This is a genomic window from Amycolatopsis orientalis DSM 40040 = KCTC 9412 (assembly GCF_000478275.1).
Lineage (GTDB): Bacteria > Actinomycetota > Actinomycetes > Mycobacteriales > Pseudonocardiaceae > Amycolatopsis > Amycolatopsis orientalis.
In genome coordinates, this window is sequence record NZ_ASJB01000082.1 from 1 (window position 1) to 23868 (window position 23868).

At 65.8% G+C, this 23868-nt stretch carries 18 protein-coding genes; 7 read left to right on the forward strand and 11 right to left on the reverse strand.

The annotated features are described in order from the left end of the window. The first annotated feature begins 704 nt into the window (after positions 1 to 704). From L324_RS30720 to L324_RS30735, 4 genes are all read left to right on the forward strand, one after another. Complete coding sequence (locus L324_RS30720) at positions 705 to 2756, forward strand: alpha/beta fold hydrolase (protein ID WP_268871962.1); 2052 nt, start codon at positions 705 to 707, stop codon at positions 2754 to 2756. 314 nt (positions 2757 to 3070) lie between these two features. Beyond that, complete coding sequence (locus L324_RS30725; protein WP_037316925.1) at positions 3071 to 3505, forward strand: LuxR C-terminal-related transcriptional regulator; 435 nt, start codon at positions 3071 to 3073, stop codon at positions 3503 to 3505. Between the two features lie 308 nt (positions 3506 to 3813). Further along, on the forward strand, positions 3814 to 4593 hold the full coding sequence (locus tag L324_RS30730; RefSeq protein ID WP_161780895.1) for a S1 family peptidase: 780 nt from the start codon (positions 3814 to 3816) through the stop codon (positions 4591 to 4593). A gap of 386 nt (positions 4594 to 4979) precedes the next feature. Then, positions 4980 to 6566 (forward strand): alpha/beta fold hydrolase, encoded by a 1587-nt coding sequence (locus L324_RS30735; protein WP_161780896.1) that lies wholly within the window; start codon positions 4980 to 4982, stop codon positions 6564 to 6566. Between the two features lie 663 nt (positions 6567 to 7229). Here L324_RS30735 and L324_RS41815 read toward each other — a convergent pair. From L324_RS41815 to L324_RS30760, 5 genes are all read right to left on the reverse strand, one after another. Next, positions 7230 to 8015, reverse strand: coding sequence for a DUF2637 domain-containing protein (locus L324_RS41815; protein ID WP_081736524.1), 786 nt, complete (start codon positions 8013 to 8015; stop codon positions 7230 to 7232). 350 nt (positions 8016 to 8365) lie between these two features. Further along, positions 8366 to 9358, reverse strand: coding sequence for an aldo/keto reductase (locus tag L324_RS30745; RefSeq protein WP_037316934.1), 993 nt, complete (start codon positions 9356 to 9358; stop codon positions 8366 to 8368). 635 nt (positions 9359 to 9993) lie between these two features. Continuing rightward, the gene (locus L324_RS30750; protein ID WP_051174172.1) at positions 9994 to 10278 is read right to left on the reverse strand and encodes a hypothetical protein; all 285 of its coding nucleotides are present in this window, start codon (positions 10276 to 10278) and stop codon (positions 9994 to 9996) included. A gap of 33 nt (positions 10279 to 10311) precedes the next feature. After that, complete coding sequence (locus L324_RS42900) at positions 10312 to 10485, reverse strand: hypothetical protein (protein ID WP_161780897.1); 174 nt, start codon at positions 10483 to 10485, stop codon at positions 10312 to 10314. Positions 10486 to 10538: 53 nt separating this feature from the next. After that, positions 10539 to 11672 (reverse strand): AI-2E family transporter, encoded by a 1134-nt coding sequence (locus L324_RS30760; RefSeq protein ID WP_051174173.1) that lies wholly within the window; start codon positions 11670 to 11672, stop codon positions 10539 to 10541. Between the two features lie 365 nt (positions 11673 to 12037). Between L324_RS30760 and L324_RS30765 the strand changes: the two genes are divergently transcribed. After that, on the forward strand, positions 12038 to 12568 hold the full coding sequence (locus L324_RS30765; RefSeq protein ID WP_051174174.1) for a DUF5994 family protein: 531 nt from the start codon (positions 12038 to 12040) through the stop codon (positions 12566 to 12568). A 24-nt stretch (positions 12569 to 12592) separates the two neighbouring features. Here the strand turns inward: L324_RS30765 and L324_RS30770 are convergent, their stop codons facing one another. Beyond that, positions 12593 to 12949 (reverse strand): HPF/RaiA family ribosome-associated protein, encoded by a 357-nt coding sequence (locus L324_RS30770; protein ID WP_235783695.1) that lies wholly within the window; start codon positions 12947 to 12949, stop codon positions 12593 to 12595. 87 nt (positions 12950 to 13036) lie between these two features. Next, positions 13037 to 13327 carry a hypothetical protein gene (locus L324_RS30775; protein WP_037316943.1) on the reverse strand — a complete coding sequence of 97 codons (291 nt, stop codon included), beginning with the start codon at positions 13325 to 13327 and terminating at the stop codon, positions 13037 to 13039. Between the two features lie 456 nt (positions 13328 to 13783). On the opposite strand from L324_RS30775, the gene L324_RS30780 reads away from it, so the two are divergent. Beyond that, positions 13784 to 14146, forward strand: coding sequence for an STAS domain-containing protein (locus tag L324_RS30780; protein ID WP_235783696.1), 363 nt, complete (start codon positions 13784 to 13786; stop codon positions 14144 to 14146). A 535-nt stretch (positions 14147 to 14681) separates the two neighbouring features. Here the strand turns inward: L324_RS30780 and L324_RS41055 are convergent. The 3 genes from L324_RS41055 to L324_RS30795 form a co-directional block, all read right to left on the reverse strand. Then, positions 14682 to 15530 carry a hypothetical protein gene (locus L324_RS41055; RefSeq protein WP_152547057.1) on the reverse strand — a complete coding sequence of 283 codons (849 nt, stop codon included), beginning with the start codon at positions 15528 to 15530 and terminating at the stop codon, positions 14682 to 14684. Between the two features lie 53 nt (positions 15531 to 15583). Beyond that, positions 15584 to 16297, reverse strand: coding sequence for a hypothetical protein (locus L324_RS30790; RefSeq protein ID WP_201769692.1), 714 nt, complete (start codon positions 16295 to 16297; stop codon positions 15584 to 15586). A 378-nt stretch (positions 16298 to 16675) separates the two neighbouring features. Beyond that, entirely contained in the window at positions 16676 to 18466 is a 1791-nt protein-coding gene (locus tag L324_RS30795) for a sensor histidine kinase (RefSeq protein ID WP_051174178.1), read from the reverse strand. 394 nt (positions 18467 to 18860) lie between these two features. Between L324_RS30795 and L324_RS30800 the strand changes: the two genes are divergently transcribed. Continuing rightward, positions 18861 to 19895 (forward strand): helix-turn-helix domain-containing protein, encoded by a 1035-nt coding sequence (locus L324_RS30800; protein ID WP_037316950.1) that lies wholly within the window; start codon positions 18861 to 18863, stop codon positions 19893 to 19895. Here L324_RS30800 and L324_RS30805 read toward each other — a convergent pair. Then, positions 19858 to 23835, reverse strand: coding sequence for a S8 family serine peptidase (locus L324_RS30805; protein WP_235783697.1), 3978 nt, complete (start codon positions 23833 to 23835; stop codon positions 19858 to 19860). The two genes, L324_RS30800 and L324_RS30805, sit on opposite strands and share 38 nt — an antisense overlap. Positions 23836 to 23868 lie beyond the last annotated feature (33 nt).

Here is a 23868-nt window from a genome sequence, read left to right on the forward strand (position 1 = left end):
GGACACCTCTCCGTGGTCGCTAAGACCACTCTGACGGTGTCCGCCGGACCGGGGCAAGCTCAATTCGCACCACCTCGGTAGTCTGGCGGCTGACCATGTCACCGAGATTCTTTGGCGCCACCGGCTACGAGAAAGCGTCTACGCGCAACGTACCTGTAGGCAAGTGCCTACTTTCGAGTATCGGATTTGTCGGCCGCATTTCGTGTGAACCTCGATTCTAAAGGTGATCATGTCGGCTGGACATGACAACAATCCACCTGCCTCCGTGATGGCCTTCACGGCCATTTGGTGAATTTTTGCATCCTTTTTAAGCGGGAGATTGTTGTGAGATAGTTCAGCCAGGATTGGCGAATGGATCTGGAGAAACCATGAAGTCGCGTGCGCTGAAACGCTTGGCGACGGTGTCGTCGCTCGTGCTTGTCATCAGTGGTGTGGCGCTGCCGAGTGCGGCCGCGGAGCGGGAACCTCCGACGGGCAAGCTGGCCTTCGTCGGTACGGAGAAGCTCTCGAAGAAGTACTTGGGGCAAGAACTGAAGTGGAGTGAGGACAACTGCAGCGAAGCGGACAAGAACAGGCGTAAGGATCCGGCCTTCGCAGAGATCGCCTACCGGAAAGTGGAGTGTGCGAAGATCACCGTTCCGCTCAACTACCTGGAGCCGGATCGCTACACACTCGAACTCTACGCGTTGCGGGTGCGTGCGGCCATGTCGGCGGGAGAGCGGGCACGGCCGCTGTTCGTGAACCGGGGCGGCCCTGGCGGATCAGCGTCCGACTATGCCATGCAGGTCGCCGACCGTCTGCCCGCGCTGTCGGAAACGCACGACATCATCGGTATCGATCCACGAGGGATCGGACAGTCCAGTCCGATCCCCTGCAGCAGCAAGAAGCTCGATCCGGAGACTTACCGGCCAACTGCGCTGGTTGACGACGGAACCGACTGGTCGTGTGTGATCAAGTACCGGCAGGCTGCCTTCCTCGGGACGGAGAACGTGGCGCGGGACTTCGACCTGGTGCGCCACCTGCTCGATGAGCCGGCGATCGACTACTTCGGGACCTCCTACGGAACCACGGTCGGCCGGACCTACCAGGCGCTCTTCCCGACCCGGTCGGGGCGGTTCATTCTCGACAGCAACACCGCGGTGCAGGGCGCCAAGGCGGCCGTGGACGTCGGCCTCTCCCGGCGCAACGAACAGCTGACAGCCTGGTTGGCGAGGCACGACGACAAGTACGGTCTTGGCGAGTCCCAGAAGTCGGTCCAGGAGTCCTACACCGCGATCCTCGCGGGAGCCGCCGGAGGCAGGCTGGGAGGACTGTCGAAGCAGGACATCGAATCGGCGTGGATGCGGACCGCCTACGCCGACTCGAGTTTCTCCGCGTTCGCCGAAGGGCTTGCCGACGCCAAGCGGTACCTGGCCGACGACCGGAACGTCACGTTGATCCAGGTTCGTGACAAGCTCTTGTCCGGCCCGGCCCAGGCGGATATCCACACCTTCTACGAGGACAGCGCCGGAGGAATCATGGTGCTGCTGGCGGATCGCGGACTAGAACTCGCTGTCAATTCCGAGTGGATGCTCCCTCCGGAATTTGCCGGCATCATGAAAGGGAACCGTATATCTCAAGGAATTTATGCGGTCCGTCTGGCGCTCGCCGGCAGCCTGGCGGACGCCACACCGTTCGGCGACGGTGAGCTTCGAAAGGTGCCGGGGCCAAGTGACATCAAGAACAGCGACAACTTCCCCTTCGCGTTGATGATGCAGGCCGAGTATGACCTCGCCACTACCTGGGAGGAAGGACTGGCCACGCTGGAGCTACTGCCGAACTCGAAGCTGGTCGCGATTCAGGGGGCCGGCACTCACGGGGTGTTCCGTGGAAACAATCCGTGCTCGGACATCGTCGCGTACCGGTACCTGCAGCGAGGGGAACGCCCCTTGGCGCACGTCGTGTGCTCCGGGGTCCCGATGCCGGGCGACGACAAGGTGTATCCAGGGCCGATGATCACGAAGTGGCAGGAGGCGGCTGCGGCCCTTGCCACACCGGTGTTGCTGTCGCCACAGCCAGACGTGACGGTGAAACCAGGTGCCGAGGTCACCGGTGAGCTGCGACGGGGCGGGGATGTCGCGCCGGTCACCGAAACTCGGACCGTTTCGGTGCTCGTCGACGGGCAGCAGGTGCATACCGTCAAGACATCCGCGGACGGCAAGTGGCGGACGAAGCTGCCGGAGAATCTCGCCGTCGGACGGCACAAGCTGTCGTCGTCGATCACGGATTCGGCGGGCGGACAGGCCTCGGAGTCGGCGCCGGTCGAGTTCACGATCGAAGCCGCGGATGCCTCCGCCCTCGAGATCAAGCAGACGCACACACCGGACGCGACGCCAGGGCAGGACACCGTGATGACGGTGTCGTTCTTCGCGCCGGCCGGCATGCCGGTGCTGGCCTCGGCTGAGCAACGGTTCATCGCGCCGACCGGGTTCCGGTTCACCGGGGTGGCCACCCACGTGCTCGACGGTGGCGGCCAGGGAAGCGACCTGAGGACCCGGGTGGAGGACGACGGCCGGGTACTGGTCGTACTCGATCCGATCCGGCTGAACGTCGACGAGAGCAACCAAAGCTCCGCCGACCACCGGACGATCGTGGTGCGGGTATCGGCCAGGACGGCAGACGCCGGGACCCATGCCGACGGCACCGTGACGATCGGATCCGCGCGCCCGGGTGTGCTGGCCGGAACGATACAAAAGCAGGTACAGCCTCGAGGTTAGGACTGGACGTGAGCCTGCGCCGGGCGCGTCTGCTCCCGTCCGGCGCAGGCCGACGAACCGATGTCCGTCAGTAACGTATGTGAACGCTTTGTTCATGGATTTCTCCGGATGCGTGGATCAGTCAACACGTTTGTGTCGCAGTCCGTCCGGCTGGCCACCCGGCCTACCACGGTCGCGCTGCTGGACCGAGTGCTCCTCGTGCACATGTCTGCGAAGGTCCTGCTGGATGGGGCTGACGATCTCTGTTGGGCCTGGTCGTGTGTGCGGATCTTCATTCGGCGATACGGCAGTCAACGACTCGCCGGCCCGACGTCGTGGCTATCGAATCGGACATTCTAGTCGGAAGTACGGATTTCAAGCCCAAGGCAGCGGATCGGCTGGCCGACACTGTGGTCGCTCTGGTGAGCGAAGCCCACTACGTACAGAAGCTGCTGAAACTCGGAATCCGTTACATGACTTCCCGAGCGGTTCATTCGACTGAATTCGCAGACCTGCTCTGGCAAGCACATTACGGTGACGCGCTCGTTCCCCTCCAGGTTCGAGAACTCCTTGCCAATCAAGAGTTGAGCAGGCAGGGCGATCGGACCGTTGCGGGGTTGACCGGTCGGCAGCTGCGAATCCTGCAATTGATCAGCTTCGGTCTCAGTAACAATGAGATCGCCACTACGTTGACAATCTTGCCGGAGACAGTTCGCGCGCACGTGAAAGACCTCTCTCGAATTCTCGACGTGAAGAATAGGTGCATGTGATCACGGTGGCCTATGCGCGTGGGTTCTGGGCACGCATCGGGTGAGTCAGGTCTCGGGTCCGACTTTCGTATTCCCCTATTGGAGGTAGTTGTCTTCTCGTGCCCTTGACGGGCAAGTAGAGGTGGGAATAGTTTTCATTCGCGGAAGTCAATCTTTGCTCCGAATTCTCCGGGCTCGTTTCCGTGCAAGAAACGTTTTCTTCAGTTGTTTGCCTTCGCGGTACCCGACGGGCCGCGGATCGAGAACGAGATGAGTAGGTAATGCGTAATCGAAAATGGCGAATGTGCGCTCTGGCTGTCGTAGCGGCCATGGCCTCGATGGCCCTCACAACAGGCACCGCACAGGCGATCGTAGGCGGGAACCCGGCGTCCACCAAGGACTTTCCGTGGTTGCTCAGCTTCGAGCAGCTTATTCAGCGTTCGGATGACACTGTGGCCAGCTGGGCTCACGAGTGTGGCGCGACGCTGGTGGGCCCAAACAAGGCGCTCACGGCTGCGCACTGTGTGCCGGGCCTGATCCCGGATCGGGCGCGTGTCGTCCAGGGTCGTGACAAGACCTCGTCGCGTGATGGTAAGACTGTGAAGGTGGACTCCATTTGGTCTCATCCGGAGTTCGACGGGATCCCCGCTAATGGGAATGACGTCGCCGTGCTGACCTTGCGAGAGTCGCTGCCGGGACCCTACCTGACGATCGCCTCTGCTGACGACGCGGATCTGTATACCTCGGGACAGCAGGCGACCATCGCCGGTTGGGGAGCAGTGCGCTCTAATGGGCGTCTTTCGGGCCAGCTGCGTGCTGCCCAGGTCTCGGTCTACTCAGAGGAGGCGTGCGCCGAGGACTATCCCACGGACGAGCCGCGCAACGGGCAGTTCTGCGCGGGGTTCCCCGAGGGCGGAGTCGACACCTGCCAGGGTGACTCGGGCGGGCCGTTTATCGTCGACGGAAAGGTCGCCGGTGTGGTGTCGTGGGGGAACGGATGTGCAGACCACGGTAGCGCCGGGGTGTATGCCAACGTAGCCACGTATGCCCCGTTGCTGCGGCATCAGATCGGGGATGTGCCGGCTGAGGAGACGGTGCGGGCAGGTTAGCCTCATGTTAGAGCGTGAAGAGTTAGAACAGTGAAATTGGGCTGGTGCTTTCGGAAAGCACTCGGCTTCCCGAAAGCACCAGCTCTTTCTTCTTGTGCCGGGCTCCTAGCCCGGCTGCCGTACAAGCCTGACTTCAAGTGCTTTTTTCATGATGCGCTGATGAAATAATGAATTATATTTTTCTCACTCGCTTCAGTCGTTGCTGCAGGGTAATCGTCATCGTAGTATCCCGGAAAGCTCTATTCGTGCTTTCCCTGCTCGCTCATTTGAGAGGTGTAATGTCTGGGTCCATCAGATCCTCGGTCTTTGTTCTAGTCGCAGGCATCACAGCCGGCCTCGTCGCTCCGTTAACCGCCGAAGCTGTGACGGAAAGTACGGCCCCGCCCGTGTTGAAAGAGTTCTACGATCAGCAGCCGACGTGGGCACCATGCGTCGTGGAGCCTGTTGACCTGGAGGGCCAGGACGCTGGCTCCCAAGAGGCAACCAAGAAAGTTCTGCCAACGCTGGAATGCGCGAAAATCAAGGTTCCGCTGAACTACAAGGATCCCGATGGTGAGCGCCTGTCCCTGGCGATCAGTCGGCTCAAGGCTGAAGACGAGTCGAAACGCAAGGGCGTAGTGCTCTACAACCCGGGCGGACCTGGCGGCAGCGGGCTCCCGTTCCCTGCAGCCTATCGGGACAGTCAGTTCCGAGATGTTTATGACGTGGTCAGTTTCGATCCGCGAGGGGTCGGCCGGTCCAGCGGGCTGCGCTGTGAAGTGACTCCTGGTCTCGCGCCGTCGAACTCGCGTCCGACCGACGCCGAGTTTGCAGCGTGGGCGGCGGAGGCGCGTGCCAAGGAAGAGGCCTGTGATCGTGCGGGCGGTGGCATCCGGCCTTACATTAATACGTCGAACACAGCGCGGGACATGGATATCATTCGCGGCGTGCTCGGCGAAAAGAAAATCAATTACCTCGGCACGTCGTACGGTACATATTTGGGCGCGGTTTATGGAACTTTGTTTCCGCAAAACCTTGCGCGTAGCGTCCTGGACTCATCTGTGCACCCTGAGTGGATCTGGCGCGAGCAGTTCAAAAATCAAGCCGTGGCTGCCCGCGAGAATGTAGATGCGTGGGCGAAGTGGATCTCGGAGCGCAATGAATCGTTCGGGCTGGGGAGAACTCAGCAGGAGGTCATGGGTACGATCGAGAAAATCGCGAAGCGACTAGATCAAGAACCCCTCGCAGTCTTGGGTGTAAAGCTGCTGGACAGGAGAACTTTCGACTTTGCGCTGGGGTATGGTGCACGTTATCGCCCGCAGTGGCAAATCGCGGGTTGGATTGTTGGGGCACTGGAATGGGCGACCCGGCCGGGCGATGCCTCCGCGCCGAGCGAGGCGACGACGAAGGATGCCGCCCAAGCTGCGAAGGTGCTGGCTAGTCTGGGCATCGCGGAGACTTCAAAAGGTGTGTTCGATACAGTGACTTGCGAGGTCGACTGGCCTCGCGATCTCAACACCTACTATGACGACATGCGGGTCTACCGCGAGAAGTACCCTTACGGTGTAGGCGTCGGCGCGGCAGCCCCTAAAGCTTGCACATTCCGTTCTTATAGCCCAGATGAGTGGCCTCCATACGTCCAGCGCAGCGGCTACCAGACGGGTATCGTCATTCAGGCTGAAGGCGACACCCAGACTCGTTATGACGGCGGCGCGGCCATGGCCCAACGACTGCGCAACCAACTGGTCTCAGTGTCTGATGAGGGAGCGCATGGCCTGTACGGGCATAATACCTGCGCAACTGACATCGTAGACGCGTACTTTGTCGACGGCGTACTTCCGGCCAGCCGGGTGACATGCGCCGGCGATCCCCGCCCCAACGTCCCGACTGACGAAGACGCAGCTCTGGTCGCACCTCTGTCACCGACCGGCCTCGAGGCTAAGGTGCGACAGTTTATCGCCGACTCCAAGCTGGAGCCGCTCGCGATGCGTTAGACAAGCCAGCTCGCGCAGGACTTGGAAGGTGGGTAGAGACGTCTGAGCTGGTCGCTGCGCTTACCCTCGGCGTAGCGACCAGCAGATGGCGCTGTGCTCGACCGGCTTGTTCACCGATGATCGGCGCATTTGTGATGGCGCCGCCATTCGTCGCACGGTGAGGTCCTGTGACCAGGGTGCACTGGTCCTCGGGAACCGCACTGGGAAATCCAGCGCCAGTTCCCGAGGGCCAGTCGCGTAGATGGCATCAAACCACACCCCAAGATCATTCTGTTACGACCCCTAACACCAATGGCCTGATCGAGCGTATGGCCTACTTAGCCGCCATTGGATGCTTCCTTGGCCATTGCTTACAGCAGAACCGACCCCAGCCTGCGCGGGGACGACACCAACAGCCCTCATGTCGGTCGCAGACAAGCGGCCCAACCCCGCTCGCGCGGAAGGACACGCTGGATGAGGTCGGGAACAAGACGAACGTGGGACCAGCCCCGCTCGCGCGGGGACGACGCGGCCTTCGCGATGAGGTCGGAGAACGCGATGGGACCAACCCCGCTCGCGCGGGGACGACACTAACTGACCTGGTCCTTTGAAGATCATACTGCTGGTTTTGTTCAGTTTGGTTGTCGTAATGTCCTCATGCTGATCATGACGTTGGCTCGAATCTCAGGGCATCGATTCGGCGAGTTCTCGCTCGAGGGTGTCCGCTTGTGGACGTGGGTTCGTTGATGTCGTCGTTTGGGGCCCTGACGGTGTTTCGTATGGCGGGTGCGGTTCGGAGTTGGCTGTGGCTGTATGCGGGAGTGTGCCTTCTTTGCGCCATTTTCGGAGGATGCGGCGGCCGTAGTTGTGGGTTCCGGCGATGCGGTCGAGTTCGGCGCCGGTGGGTGTTCGGCCTTGGGTGTGCTCGCGCTGGTAGTGGGTCCACATCAGTTGTTCGGCGCTGGGCTTGACCGGCTGGTCCGTCGGGTTTGGTGTAGTAGGCCGAAGGGTGGCCGGGTTTGGGGTGAGGGGTTCGGATTCCTTGTGAATGCGGTCGGAGGGTGAGGGCGTTGGTGGTTCGGTGCGGTGGCGTTTGAGTGCTCGGTTGAGGAGTTCGACGGCGAGTAGCAGAGCAAGCGGAGGGCATGCGGCGACGGCGACTCCGAACGCACTGGTCACGGGCGCCGAGGCGATGTTCGCGCAGAGGGACAGCGCGATGCCGAAAACGAACGCTGCCCAGGCCGGCCACCGGTTGGAGCCGTCGCGACTGGGCTTCCAGAGTTCGACGGTTGCGGTGGTGAGGAGGCCGTCGACGATGAGCGGCCAGATGGAGGCGGTCGTGGTGTCGGCGCCGAAGCGGAGGGCGAACTGGCGGCCGTGGATGTAGGAAGCGTAGGCGGCGCCGAGGGCGACCAGGGCCGTGCAGCCGCATTGGATCCAGAGGGAGAGGTCCCGGCGGCCGCGGTTCATGACGTGGCTCCACCGCGGTCTCGGCGGAGTCGGTTGATCCTCAGAGTGGCGGAAAGCCGCAGCTCAGAGGGCTTGGACGACGCGTGGTTGCTGTCCGTACCTCGTCGGGGGTACTCGCAAAGAGCGCCGATCTTTTTGATCGGCGCTCTTTGCCGTTTCGGGTGCCGGCATCGCGTCGGTGATCCATTCACCTGCTTTCGCATTCGCGGGTACCTGATCTGACGGCAATTCGAATGCGCGGTGAGCTGAGTCACTTCGAAGCGAACCGTCACGGGTGGGGGCCGTTCCCTGCGATGAGGGTGATGGTCACTGTGTCCAAGCGTCACCCGCCCGAGGTTCGGGCGCCGGGTTCAGCGGCCGAACCGTGACTGCAACTGTTCAGGGAGACGTTCGCCCTGGATCCTGATGTCGGCCGCGGCCTCTTCGATCCGACGCAGGTCGCCGGTCGTCAGCTCGACGTCGAGTGCGCCCAGGTTCTCTTCCAGACGGTGCAGCTTGGTGGTACCAGGGATCGGCACGAACCACGGCTTCTGCGCCAGCACCCAGGCGAGAGCGATCTGGGCAGGCGTGGCTCCTTTGTCGTCGGCGATCTGCCGCAGCAGGGAGACCAGCGCCTGGTTGGCTTCCCGTGCTTCAGGACTGAAGCGCGGAAGCAGACGGCGGAGGTCGTTGTCGGCCAGTGACGTGCTGGAATCGATCTTGCCGGTCAGAAATCCTTTGCCGAGCGGGCTGTAGGGCACCAGACCGATGCCCAGTTCCGCCAAGGTCGGGATGATTTCGGTTTCGTGCTCGCGCATCCAGAGCGAGTACTCGCTTTGCAGGGCCGTCACCGGCTGTACGGCGTGAGCGCGGCGAATCGTCTCGGCGCCGGCCTCGGACAATCCGAAGTGCTTTACCTTGCCTTCGGTGATCAGCTCCTTGACCGTGCCGGCCACGTCTTCGATAGGCACATCGGGATCGACGCGATGTTGGTAGAGCAGGTCGATGCTTTCGGTTCGAAGACGCTTGAGCGAGGCCTCGGTCACCCGGCGGATCTGCTCGGGCCTGCTGTCGACCCCGGACATCGGGGTCGGCCCGTGCTCGCCGTGCTTGATGCCGAACTTGGTGGCGATCACCACCTGGTCGCGGACCGGTGCCAGCGCATGACCGACCAGGTCCTCATTGGTGAACGGGCCGTAGACCTCGGCAGTGTCGAAGAAGGTCACGCCGCGGTCGACGGCCGCCCGCAGCAGTTTCGTCATCTCGGCCGTGTCTGGTGGCTGACCGTAGAAGAAACTCATGCCCATGCAGCCCAGCCCGAGAGCCGAGACTTCGAGGTGCTGTCCTAGTTTGCGTTGTCGCATTGGAGATGCTCCTGGGGTACCGGCCGTCCGGTTCTCACTCAATTTCGTGTTTGGCCGGGCGTCGGTATAGAGGTTGGGCGGCCTTCTGAGGACGTCGGCGAGACTGCGGTGACACAGGTACTGCGAGAGTTCTCCCCCTGGCAGGGGACTGGCGTATCCACTGTGGAACGCTTTGTGCTTTCGGCTTTGGTCGGACTCGCCAATCGTGACCAGGGTGGCGCCGCGAAGTTTGCCGGGTGTAGCGCGAATGTCATGTGGATGAAGCCGAGTGTCCGATGCGCTCCCAATGCCGGAGAGTGTTGATGCACAGTCCGCTAGGTCGCGTGGCTTCCGCTATGGGGTCGCTCATGACCTCGACAGTACGACCTGGTGCGCGCTCCAGGGCAACTCTCGACCCTGGTCATTGATGACAGCGTTCTGCGTGATCGACCAGACGAAAGCCCCGGCCCGAGAAAACAGGCACTGAGGTCTGCTGGGTAACCCCGCCGCGAACTGAGTCGTCATGCGCCACAGGGATGACACGAGGCCGGCCGCCCAGCGTGAGTTCCTGCGGGCGGCCGCATCGGCCGCGCGTCATCAGCCACACCGGCCGAGAGATCGAAGAGTGCGCCGCGAGAGCACCCGATCGGCATGAGCTACGCCACAATGACACAGCTGGAAACGAGATCGGTCCTCGGCTGAGCCGGACCGGGCGCGGTACTCGCGGGCCCGAACCGCGGCCACTTGACGCCCTCGTCGGCCGGATTCGCACTCGAGACCGGCAGGCCGGTGCGTACGCAGTCCAGGCACGGACCGTCATCGGACCGCACGGCGAACAGTTCGAGCAGGCGGGCCCGCCCGGAGGATGCGGCCGCCATGGCCGGCTTGCCCTTCTGGTCGGACAGCACGACACCCGCCGCGGCGATGCCCAGCAGTTCCACACACCGCTCGACAAGACTCGCCGCTCAATCCCCTCACCGTTGCCGCGCCGCTCGTAAGTCATTCTTCTTCCAGGAACAGTTCGCGATGCCGAAGTCGTACTTCACCATCCCGGAAGCCTGGTGGACCTTGGCGTGAATGTCGGTGATCCAGCCCAGATCGTTGTGGGCGCGCCCGGCGGTACCGGACAGGACCGCTTCGAAGGTCATTTCGGCCAAAACCAGCGCGGCGGCGATCTGTCGTGCGGGCCCAAGCATCGCGACTATTCGTCCTGAGGCGGCGTGTCGGCGGAGTGGCCTGCCGTCGCCGGAGGCCGGGTGGTGAGACTTCGCACTCCTGAGCTGAAAACGGCGACCAGGGGGACAGCGAGCAGGGCGCCGACGATGCCCGCGGTGACGAGTCCGGTCGCGAGGGCGAGGACGACGGCCAGTGGGTGCAGCCGGACGGCCCGGCCGAGCAGCAGGGGTTGCAGGACGTGGCTTTCGACCTGCATGACGGCGATCACCACGGCGAGCACGATCACGGCTGCCACCGTGCCTTCGGTGACCAGCGTGACGAGGACGGCGGCCGCGCCGGCGATCACCGATCCGATGACCGGTACGAACGCGCCGAGGAAGACGAGTGTGCTCAACGGTGCCGCCAGGGGGACACCGATGATGAGCAGCCCCAGTCCGATGCCCGCGGCGTCGACGAAGGCGACGGCGGCGGTGCCGCGGACGTAGTGCGTGAGGGTGGTGAATCCGCTGCGCCCGGCGACGTCGGCGCGGTGGCGGATCCGGGCCGGAGCGGCGCGCAGCACGAACGTCCAGATCCTGGTGCCCTGGGCGAGGAAGAAGATCAGGCAGAAGACGACGAGCAGGAGTTCGACGAGCAGCTCTCCCACGGTGACCGCCGTGGTGAGCGCGCCCGAGGCGATCGCCGATTTGTTCCGGTCGAGCATGGAGGTCAGGTTCGCGAGCATCGCGTCGAGCTGCCCCTGGCTCAGCCGCAGTGGGCCGGTGCGGAGCCAGGCGTGCAGGTCCGTCACGCTCGTGGTGATCTGATCGATCAGTTCGGGCATGCCCACGGTGATGGTGATGACCACGAAGGTGACCACCGCGCCCGCCAGTGCGATTCCGGCGACCAGCACGATCGCGGTGGCGAGCCCGCGCGGGACCTTCTTGCGTGCCAGCCAGGAAACGGCGGGCGAGAACAGGCCGGCCAGGAGCAGGGCTATGGCGACCGGAACCAGCACCGGCGCCAGTGTGACGGCCAGGAAGCCCACGACCGTGAGGGCGCCCGCGACGACCAGCAGGCGCCAGCTGACGGCGGCTGCCACGCGGAGGCCGTGGGGCACCATGGACAGGACCTTGTCGGGAGTACCGATGTCGTTCGACGCGGGCTGATCGGCCGTCATGAGCGTCCACCTGTCAGGAGTCAGAACCTGTCCGGCAAAAGCGTGGTGAGCCAAGCGTGCCACGCCTCCGCATAACCAGGAACAGGTGATCTCAGCGCCTACGGGCAGTCGATCACCGAAGCCGCGTGACGTTCGGATTCACGAGCGGGGAATTGCTGTTCTGTCACGGTTTCATCGACTGAATCCTTACGGTCGTGGAATACGACGGGAAACCCGGAATACCCGAGAAGTGAAGCCCGATTTCCGTGGAGCGCGGGTGTACAGTCGAAGATGATCGAGAGTATTCCGCGCGTCGGTGTTCGAGCCGATATCGCCTTCGCTTGATCATCACGCCGGCTTTCATGGCCGGAGACCGGAGCAAACATATGCCGCTGAATTCGCCTCTCGAATCCCTTGTCCCGACGGTCGTCGAACGGCTCAGGCTCAAGCCTGCCAACTCGGAGAGCGGTTTCGTCGACGGCGCCTGGTGGCCGCGGTCGCGTGATCTGGTGGCGGAAGTGCCCGAACTCGCCACCGCGCTCGCCGCCTGGACCGGCCCGGTTTGGCGCGTGGCGTTCTCCCCGGCGGGCTGGACGGTCACGGTCAGCGAACTGTTTTACCAAGGTCGTTTGATTCGGCTGGAGGGAATCAGCTCGCAGAACGTCCATCTCGTGCACGCGACCGGGGGCACCATGCGCCGGGTCACGCTCCTTGTCGTGCCACCGCACGCGGACCCCGCCGCCGCCGAGCGGGCGTTGGCGGCCGCCTCCGGGCAGAACAACGTGACCAGCCCGGAGCTGCTCCTCGATGAGTCGGGCGCGCTGGGCGGCCAGGCGGTGTCGACGTCCCGCGAAAGCGACGTGTCCCGCTGGGAATCCGAAGGCGGACGCGGTGACGCGGCTTCCGCGCGGGAGTGAAAACGGTGAGGCGACCGACACGGCCTAATCGAGTTCCGGCAGGATCGGGGTGTTCCGTAGGGCGCGGTTGTTCCGCGGTTCGGCGCGCGTCTTCGCATGGTCCACCTGCCGGATCATGTCGTTGCGAACCTCGTTGAGCGCGACCGACAGCTCCTGTGCCGAAGAGGTGGCCACCAGGTGCAGGTGAGGAAGGCGATGGAGTCGGCACTCGAGCGTGACCTGCTGGCCGGTGCCGTGCCGATCCTTGAGACCGATTTCCAGTTCGACCTGACCGTCTTGGAAGGAACGCAGCCTGGAACCGAGTGCGGCCAGCCGCTCGGCGACCCAGTCGCGTTCAGAGGCGGCGAAGCCTGTGCTGAGACGTAACCGTTCGACGATCACACTCGCGCCTGTTCGAGCTGTGTTCATGATGTGGTCCTTCCTGGGCGACAGTCGCGTATGGACAGTCCTTACGGGACTCCGTAAGGTTCAGTGAGGGTTTGCCACGAGGAAGGTGAAATGCCCGTTGATGTCCTTGCGGACATCGAGGATCTTGTCGGTAAGACGGACGCGGGTCTCGCGTGCGAGGAACACCTGGGTTCCCGCGGCGTCGACGACGTCGTCGCCGGGCGCCGGATGTGCGGTGATCTCGACAGAGAGCGCGGCACCGTCTTCGGGGAGGCCGCTCAGCGTCATACGCAGGCCGCCCTGCACCTGGACATCCTGAGCGGCGGTGAGCTGGTTGATGGCTTCGGCGGCGGATTCGGTGATCGTGAACATCGAGGGTTCTCGCTCTCTACCACTCTGATGGTGGGATACCGCCGACTGTACGCCGTTGCGGTGCCGGCAGCTCGAAACAAGAAGCCGGTCCGGAGACACGATTCCCGCCCGCCTTCGGGGTAGAATGCGAGACGACAGCGCCGGAGTGCCCAGAAACCGCCTCACGACGATCGATCGCCGACCTGGCCGTCTCTGTTCCTTGGCCGTGCGCCTGTTTTCCGCGCGGTGAGATTCTTCAGGCGGTCGGGAATGTCTGGAGCTCCGATCGTGAAACTCATAACGCTCGATTCTCGTCGTTGGCGCCGTCCGCGGCCGTCGCCCGAACCGCTCGACGCGGCTCGCACGGCAGAGAGCGGCAACCCGGACGGATCAGGGCTCGGTGTGGTCCCTCCGGTCATGGAGGCCTCGGCCGGAGGTGATGGTGGGCTCCCGGTGCGCCCGTCCCCGCCTCTGACAGTGGCTGTCGAGCGTCTCGGCCGGACGGTGGTGCTCGTCGCCGACGGCGACGTGGACCTGTACACCGCGCCTGTGCTGCATCGTGCGATCGAATCGGCCCTGGACGCCGGACCGCGGCGGCTGGTCGTGGATCTGACCCTCGTCCGGTTCCTCAATTCCGCGGGGCTGGAGGTGCTGCTTGCCGCGCGCCGGCGGGCGGGGAAGGACACCGATCTGCGCCTCGTCGCCACCACGCGCGCCGTCTGGCGGCCGCTGCAGGTCACCCGCTTGCACGAACAACTGATCATCCACGCCTCACTCCCGGCGGCCATCGCCGCGCCCTCGAGAACGAGGGACGAAGCCACCACGAGCGGGTCAACTTGAACAGGCACGGGACTTCCCGACATGTACGGTTCTGAAGGGAGTCGTGAGTGGTAACGAGGGTTATTTGAGGAGTAAGGCAAACGTGGCGGGCCCTGTGGGCCGGCTCCGTGTTGCGAAAGCCACTTTCGCAACACCCCGGTGTCCCCAATGTGGCATTGGAGACCTTGAACGTCTCCAATGCCACATTGGGGACACCTTTGCCCTACCCCTCAATAACCGCTGGCCGGCGCCGCCGCTAGAGCGGACAAGGCGAACGTGTCGGGGTTGTGGGCGGCCTGTTCGCCGGGGTGACGGGCAGGGTGAAGGCGTGACTCGCGTGCTCGGACACGTGACTCGCGTGCCTGGATCACGCACTCGGTGTCGCGGCTTCAAGCACGTGAGTTCCGGCCCTGAGCACGCGAGTGTGGTGCCACGCTCACCCGGACACGCCACGTTTGGCTTACCCCTCTTATAGAACGCTCTTTACCACTCACGACCACGTCGCGAAACCACGCAACCGCTCACTGGGGTCTCTGTCGCACGACGGCCGTCGGGATCAGCCGGTGCAGTTGGGGACCGCCGGGGCACTCCCGGCGCAGTTGCCGGGAGTGTTGGCGGTGATCGGCGCGTTGTCGGTGGTCATGATGCCGCCGGACCGGTAGACCCCGCCCGCCGTCAGCAACGCATGGTTCACTGTCACGGCGGTCTGGGTGATGGTCGTCGCGGTCGAGTTGACCGCCGCGATCCCACCACCTTGTGCGCCGCTGTTACCGCTGATGAGCATCGGGGTGCCGGAAACACCGGTGGTGGTCAGTGTGCCGCGGAGACCGTTGTAGATACCGCCGCCTTGGAGCAGCGCGGTGTTTCCGAGGACGGCACTTCTGGTGAACGTCGCGGCGGGTGCCGTTCCGGACGGGGTGTCGGTGTTGGCGAGGCCGCCGCCGGCGAGCGTGGCGCTGTTACCGCTCAGGCTGCTCGTGGTGAGCGTCACGGCGCCGCCGTTGAGGATGGCGCCCCCGTTGCCGACCGCGCTTCCGTTGGTGAAGGCGACGGAGGTGGTCAGGGTGAGATTGCCGGTGGGGCCGACTTCGGCGATCCGGAAGGGCGCCGGCGCGGTGCGGGTGATGGTCGCCGGTCCGAGCAGTTCGATCGGCGTGGTGATGACCGGGAGCCCGTTGGCGGGCCCGCCGTGCGGGGAGGTCAGTGCGTAGGTGCAGCCGCCCGCCAGTGTCAGAGTGTCCTTGTCGACCGTGGAGTTGGCGAGGTTGATGGCGGTGACAAGGGCGTTCTCGCCGCACGCGACGGGAATGGTGGTCGCCTGCGCCATCGGGGCCAGCGCGATCGTGCCCCCGGTGAGGGCCGCCGCGCCGACGACGGCCCGCAGCATACTGCGGTTTCTTCGCATTTCTTCTTCTTTCCTGGAATCAGATCTGGGGGCGGCCACAAAGGACCGGGAAACTATCCGATGCATCCGGGGACGGGGGAGGGGCTTCCGGTGCAGTTGGTCGCGGTGTTGGCGGTCACCGTGGAGGTGTTCAGCGTCGCCGACCCCGCCACGTAGTAGATCCCGCCGGGATTCACCGTCGCCGCGTTGGTGTTGACCACGCTGCTGGTGAGCGTGAGTGTCCCGTTCAGGCTGGCGATTCCGCCGCCTTGGCCCGCGGTGTTACCGCTGACCGTACTGCTGGTGAACGTTGCCGCGGCAGGGGTTCCGGTGCTGTACAAGGCGCCGCCCCGGCCGTTGGCGGTGTTACCGGACAACGCGCTGCCGGTGAGGGTGACCGCGCCGAAGCTGAGGATGCCCCCTCCGTCGTCGGTGCCCACGACGGCCGCGTGACCATTGCTGATGGTGACCGCTTTGAGGGTGATACCACCGGTGGGAGCCACCTGGCCGATGCGGAAGGAGGCCGCTGCCGGTGCGCGGGTGATGGTGTTGGCGTTGCCCTCGAAGATGATGGGCGAGGTGATGATCGGAAGGCCGGCCGGACCGTGCACACCGTCGTCGCCGTGGGCGGTGGCGAGGGTGTAGGTGCAGCCCGGCGTCAAGGTCACGGTGCCCCCTCCCGCCGCGTTGGCCGCGTCGAGCGCGGAGACCAGCGACGCCTCGTCGCAGGGAACGGATTCGGTTCGTGCCAGCGCCGAGGCGGGCAGGAGAACAGCCGATCCGGTCACCAGGGCGATGGTGCAGGCAAGGGTGGGTAACGTGCGATTGTGTCGCATTTCGACTTTCCTGAATCCGAGACCGATGGTGGAGGAGCAAGAAGCTCAAACGTCCCGCTGGAAAGCGGTCACCGGCGGCCAATGAACAACCATCTCGAACCCTACACTCCTTGGTCGGAAATAAACAGGGAGGCGATTTCGGTGTCTCTCGCCTGCTTTCGATCAAGTGAAATTCCGAAATGTTTCACGGCGAATATCGCGGGTAAGGAACCGGTGGTGCACCGCGGAAAGCTTGTGTTCCCGCGGTGTATTCCTCGAAATCGGCCGGGCGTGTGGACGGTATGAAAGTGGAGGAAAGTGAGGAGCCGGACCATCGGCCGGCTCCAGGTATCAGGGGAAGTACGGAAGGTGCCAGGTCAGGACGCTGCCGGTGGGGTGGTGTGGGGCGAGGGTGCGGCGCCCGCCATGGCTCTCGGCCCTGGTGCGTGCCTCGGTCGGACCGCTGTGCCGTTCGGTGGGGTCGATGCCGTTGTCGGTGATGCCGAGGGTGATTTGTTCGTCGTGGGCGGTGATCTCCACGTCGGCGTGAGTGGCGTTGGCGTGCTGGGCGATATCGTTCAAGGCTTCGCCCAGTGCCGCCAGTAAGTCGACAGCGAGAGTGGGCGTGGCGTTGCTTTCCAGCTGTCCGGCGAACCGCACACTGGGGGCGAACCCGAGAGTCTGTGTCATGTCGGTGACGACGTCCAGCAGGCGGCCGCGGAGGCTGATGTCGGCGAGCGGGGTGATGCGGCCGAGCTGGAAGATCGTGTTGCGGATCTGGCCGATGGTGGCGTCCAGGTCGTCGATCGTGCCGAGGAGCCGTTCGGCGGCGGGATTCGAGCCAAGACCGGACACGGTTCCCTGGAGTGACAGGATGGTCGCGAACAGGCGTTGGATGACGCTGTCGTGCAGATCCGCCGCGATCCTTTCGCGTTCGTCGAACACCGCGACGCGTTGCTGCTCGGCGCGTGCGTCGGCGAGTTCGATCGCGATACAGGCCTGGTGGGCGAACGATGCCGCCATGTCGAGGTCCTCGGCGGTGAAGGCGGGACGACCGTGCCGCCGCGCGGCGGTGATGGTCCCGGTCACCCTCTGGTCACTCAGCGGGACGATCAGGATCGACTCGATGTCCATCCCGGTCGGTGCGTCGGCGGTGGCCGAGGACTGTTCTTGTGGCCAGGTGCCCAGGAGGGGCCTGCCGGTGGTGTAGACCTGGCCGGAGAGCGAGTCATGGATGGGCACACCGGTGCCGAGCAACGCGGCCGCGGCAGGGCCTGCCGCGACCTCGACACGCAGGCGCCGGCGGTCATCGTCGGGCCGGGAGATGGTCACGATGTCCGCGTTGGAGGTCCGGCGGCCGTGCTCGGCGACAAGTCCCAGTGGATCGCTCGTGGCCGGCGTCAGGATCTCGCGGGTGATCGCGGCCGAAGCCTGTAGCCAGTCCTGGCGGGACTGAGCGGAGGCGAACAGCCGGGCGTTCTCGATCGCGACTCCGGCGGTGGACGCCAGGGCGGTGGCGAGTTCTTCGTCCTCGGCGCTGAACCGGCCCCGGACGCTCTCGGCGAGATACAGATTGCCGAACACCGTTGAGCGCGCGCGGATCGGTACGCCGAGGAAGCCGTGCATCTCAGGGTGACCCTCGGGGAATCCCGAGGACCGGTCGTCGTCCTCGATCCGGTCCAGGCGGATCGGATGTGGGTCGGCGATCAACGCGCCGAGCAGTCCTTTGCCCTGGGGCAGGTGTCCGATCCGCCGCACCGTTTCCGGGGGCATACCCCTGTGAATGAACTCGGCCAGGCTCCCGTCGGGGGCGATCACGCCCAGCGCGGCATAGCGGGCGCCGACCAGGTCGCGGGCCGCTTCCACGACGTGCCGCAGCACCGCGGGAAGTGTCAGGTCGGAGGTCACCACCCGGTTGGCGCGCAGCAGCCCGCGCAGCCGCCCCTGGGTGTCCAGCACCTCCTGTGCGTGTTCCACCATCTGGCCCAGTAGCCGGTCGAGCCCGAGCCGAGGGGCGTCGGGGAAGGTCAGTGGTTCCTCAGCGGCCACCCGCGGCCCGGCCGGGGCGACGCGCGGCGTCTCTGTCTCCGTGTTCTGTTCGATGACGCGGGGTTCGTGCCGGCCATCGGGCTGCTCGCCCATGGCATCCTCCCTGTCGGGAATCGGTCTTCACTTCCATCAGCCCGGTATGACGTCGATGGTGACCGGGGTCGAGCGCACAAAGTCTCCGACGTCACCGAATCTGGGACAGGTGACGTCACCAGCGGCGAGGAAGCGCAAGGGTCCGGGCAGGAATCCCGACGCGCCAGATGCCCGCAGTATCTCACGAACCAGCACAGAACGATATGGTCGTGGCAAATCGTGTTCTCGCCGGATCATCGCGGGTACCTGGCCATCACCCCCACGGAAATCCCCGACCACGACCGAGACGATTCTGTCCACAGTGGATGATCTGGGCACGACGTTGTCTCTTTTGCCCGCCGGAGTCCAGCGGTATGGTCGGACGACGGCGACCGCGGCTGCGGCGGGAGAGAATTTGCTGGAAATCATCGGTTTGAGGGAAATCGACGTCGAGGTCTACGATGCCTTCGCCGGCGCCGGTGCGATGACCGTCGCCGAAATCCGGCGGCGGACCGGGTTGTCCGGACAGCGGCTGCTCCCGGTTCTGCGCGTGCTGACCGAAAAAGGTTTGCTCACCAAGCTTCCCGGGCAGGCGGAGACGTATTCGGCGGTGCGACCGGAGATCGCGCTGGAGGCGATGCTCCGGCAGAAGGAGCAGGAACTCGCGAGTGCGCGGCTGGTCGCCGACAGGTTGCGCGAGCGGTACCGGGCGACGTCCGGTGAACGTCCGGTCGATCTCATCGAGGTGATCCACGGGGATTCGCTCATCGCCGACCGGGCAGATCAGCTGCTGCGCTCGGCCGAGCAGGAGGTCGCGTTCGTCGACAAACCGCCTTACGCGCAGACGCCGAGTGTGCTGCACCCCGCCGAACGTGACCTCCTCGGCCGGGGCGTGCGGTTTCGCGGGGTTTACGAGCGCAGCGCGCTGGAACTGCACGACCTGGCGTCCGACCTCGAGGCGGGCCTCGCCCTCGGCGAGGAGGCCCGCGTGGTCACCACCGCCCCGCTGAAGATGATCGTGGTCGACCGCCGGATCGGACTGGTGCCGCTGCGGTCCGATCTCCCCGAGGTCGGCACGGCACTGGTGATCCACCCGTGCGCGTTGCTCGACGCGCTCAGCGCGGTCTTCTCTTTCCTTTGGCAGAGCGGACTTCCGCTGCGCCTGCCCGGTTCGGCCGAGCTGGCGGACGTCGCGCCCTCCGACGACGCCCGCCTGCTCGCCTTGCTCACCACCGGATTGCCCGACCGAAGCATCGCCAAGCAACTCGGCATGAGCTACCGGACGTTCCAGCGGCGCCTCCGCGACCTCATGACCGCCCTCGGCGCGACGACCCGGTTCCAGGCCGGGCTCCAGGTCGCCACCCGGGGTTGGGTCACCTTGCCGGCGACCCAACCCGCGAGTGAGGAGGACGTCAGCGAAGGCGCGGGTTCACCTTCGCCACGTCCGTGAGCGCGTAGGCCCGCTGGACCGTCTGCGTCACGGTGTTGCCGGAGCTGTCCCGTGCTTCCGTCCGCAGCCAGACGAACCCGTCGCTCGCCGCGAGTTGCGGATGGGTGACCGTCACCGACCACAGCCCGTTCCCGTTCGGCCGGACGGTCGACGCCGTCCAGGTGCGCCCGCCGTCCGCCGACGCCGAGACGCGCAGCTGCGTGACCGGCCCGCCGCCCCGCGCGCCGCTGTGCGACCCGGCGAAGACGTCGAAGGTGAACGGGCGCCCGGCCGGTGCGCGGCCGCCGAGATCCAGCGGCAACCGGTGGTCCAGCTGGATGAGCGGCTGGAAGGAACACGCGGTGCCCGCGTTGTGGCAGGAGAACCCGAGAGGTGCCGCGGCGTCGGACCGTGCCGAGGTGAAGGTCCACGATGTATCGGTCCTCGGTGCGTGCTGGAACAGCACCCCGCTCGGAGCGCCGACCTGTGCCTGGCCGGGCATCACGTCGGTCACGTCCAGCCGGTAGGTGGCGGGGGCCGGGGCGAGCCGGAACTCCGGGGCCAGTGCGAGCGGATCGTCCGCATTGGACCGGGGGATCTCGGTGCCGTCCCGGTACAGCCGCGCCGTGCTCACCGCGAAGTACCGCGCGTTCTCATAGGGATTCGTGTAGTGCCCGCCCGAACCGGCCCCGCCCGTGCCGTCCATCCACTGCAATGCGGGAACGAACAGGTCGGGATCCTTGCCACCGCGGCACATCGAGCACAGCACCGTCCAGCCTGCCGCCGTCGCCGGGTAGCGAGCCGGATGGTCGGACGGCAGTTCGACCGACCCGCTGTGCAGCGACGCGCGGAACCAGTATTCGTCCGGCCTCGACCGTTCGCCCGCGCGGTAGACGTTCTGCGCGTTCATGGCCAGTGTGGCACGACGGCCCGCGGCGTCGTTGCCGGAAAGGGTGACCACGCGTTTCCAGACCAGCCGGTCGTCGGCCGGGCCGGTGTACTCGGTCCACTTGCCCGGCACCGGGATCTTCGTGCCCTGTACCGCCTGCGTCTTCCACAGGCCGGTCGGGAAGGCGTACCAGTTCTTCTGCCCGGTCAGCCCCGGTTTTTCGGACTGATAGGCGGTTTTCGTGGCGACCAGCGACTTCTGGTCGACCCGCCGGACGAGCTCCTTCGGCACACCGTTGGCGTCGAGGTAGCTGAGGTTGTACATCACGTCCGGAGTCGCGCGCACCAGCAGGCGCACCGAAACAGCACCGGCGGTCCGCAGCTTTTCCCCTTCGTCCCAGCCGAGGGACAGGGTCGGCACGACCGCACTGCTCAGTCCCGGGATGCTCAGCGAACCCGGTGTGCCGGCGTACGGGATCAACGCCGCCCCGCCCGCGGCGGACACCGCGCGTGCCGCGTTCGCGATGCCGGTGGAGACGTCACCCACCGGGTTCGCCGACCCGGCTTGGACCGGAATCCTCACCAGGACGGCCTTTCCGCGGACGTCCAGCCCGGCGAGATCACTCGCGCCACCCGCGCCGCCGAACACGACCGGCAGCGTTTGTTCACCGGGTGCCTTCGCCGTCAACGTCGGCACGTCGTACGCCGGATTCAGCACGGTGGAGCCGCCTCCGACGGTCCGCATCTCGACCGCGGTCTGGGCCAGCGTCGCGCTGTCCTGCAACGAAATCGCCCCTGCCGACGTGGCCGCCGCGGGGGTGACGCGGACTTCCCAGCCAGCACCCGAGACCAGCCCTGCTTCGCCGACGTAGCCGCTCACGCCCGCTCCACCGGGGATCACGCGCCGCAGCATCACCGTGCGGTCCCGAAGGTCGGTGGGGGTGGGTGTGATCAGCCCCGCCGGGACGGCGCTCGCCGCGTTCAGCGTGATCTCGGCCGGGGCCGTGACGGCGACCTGCGCCGTGCTCATCGCCGACCAGCGGCGCACCGTCAGCCCGCGCTCCATAACCCAGCCGACTGCCGAATAACGTCCGGCGGGCACGAGCACCCGGCCGACCCCGTCGACCAGGCCGATCTGGTGGCTGACCTGGTCGAGGAACGGGTCGTTGCGGTTACCCGCACCGCCCGCGTCGTCGATCAGCTGAGCCGACGCGATCTGAGCCGGCCCACCCGCCGAATCCCGTACCCGGACCGTCACCGGGAACAGTTCAGCGGCGTTATAGGTGCTTACGGGTGTCCGTACGGCGTTGGTCCCGTCCGAGGTCGTGGCCTCCACGGCGCCGCCGTAGACGCCTGGCACCCCTTCGCTCGGGTCCACGGCGAGGTCGACGGTGGTGGTGGACTTCGGCGGGATCGACAGGGCCGTCTTCCCCAGGCGCATCCCGGTGCCCGGGTTGGCGCCGCCGTCCCACGGCCGCACGGTCAGCTTCAGGTTCAGTGCCAGCGGCTGGTCCCCCGCGTTGGTGTAGGACAGCTGCCGGACGACCTGTCCCGCGGCGTTGGCCGTCCGCTCGTTACGGCCGAAGCTCGCGACGGCGGTGCCGGTCGCCTTCTGCGAGACGGCCCGTGCGACGTCGAGAAGCCCGGATCCCTGCTCGTACCAGCGAAGACCGACGTCCTTGGCCGTGGTGACGAGCGTGTTCTTCAGTGCCTGCCCGGTGAGCCCTGGCTGCTGCTGCAGCAGGATCGCCGCGGCGCCGGCGACGTGCGGGGTCGCCATCGAAGTGCCCGATGCCGCGGTGTAGTAGTCGTCCACCGGTTCGCCCATCGCCGTGTCCGCGGCCCGGCCGGCCACGATCCCGACGCCCGGCGCGGTGATCTCCGGCTTGACCGACGCGTCCCGCAGCCGCGGGCCGCGGCTGCTGAACCAGGCGGCCTTGTTGTCCCTGTCGACCGCCCCGACGGTGAGCGCGGACGTCGCCGCCCCCGGCGTCGTGACGGTCCGGTCGCCCGGCCCGGAGTTCCCGGCCGCCACCACGAACAAGGTGCCGGACTTCGCCGAAAGCGTGTCGATCTGTTCGCTCAGGGGGTCGGCTCCGTCGCTGACGCCGGCGCCGAGGCTGAGGTTCACGATCTTCGCGCCCTGCGCGACGGTCCAGTCGATCCCGGCCATGACCTGTGCGGTGTCGGCCTCACCGGAGGCGTCGAAAACCTTGGCCACCATCAGGTTCGCGTCCGGTGCCATGCCCTTGTACCGGCCACCGGAGGCCGCGCCGGTGCCGGCGATGATCGACGCGCAGTGGGTGCCGTGCCCGTGGCGGTCCACCACGTCGCCTTCTCCGGTGAAATCGGCCGAGGCGGTCACCTTGCCCACCAGGTCGGGATGGTTCGCGTCGATCCCGCTGTCCACCACCGCGACCGTGGTCCCTTTCCCGGTCCATCCGCCGCTCCACGCCGACGGCGCGCCGACCTGCGCGGTGCTCCTGTCCAGCGCCACCCGGACCTTCCTGTCCAGCCGGACCTGGGAGATCCCTTGGTTGAGAACGGGTTTCCCGCCCGGGTCGAACGCGACGAGCGAACGCCAGAACTCGGCGGTCCCCGCCTTCTTGACCTGCACTCCCACTCCGTTGGCCGTGACGAGCGGCGTGAGTCGCTGGGTCTGCGGAAGCGTCTTCGCCTTCGCGTCCAGAGACCGCGCGGACAGATCCGCCCGGTCGCCGTAGCGCACTATGACGGGAATCGTGGCACTCGCCGCGTCGTCACGCCGGTCTCCGACCAGCGCGGTGACGTTGAACAACTCCGGGCTCAGCAATCCCTTGCCGACGAACGGAAGCGCGTCCGACGGATACACCATCAGCCCTTCGGCCGTGGTCGTGATCTGGAACGCCGGGCTCGGCCGGTCCGGTCGCACCGCCGGCTCGACCTGTGCGCTGTCGTGCCCGGCGCCGTCTCGTTCGTAGGTCACCACGTCACCGGTGAGCAACGTGACACGATGGACGTCCGGCCGTCCGGCGGCGGGAGCGGGAGCGGGAGCGGGTCCCGGGACGGCGGCGGCCGCGGCGGTCGCGGTCACCGGGAGTGGAGAAAGGGCGATCAGTGCGGAGGC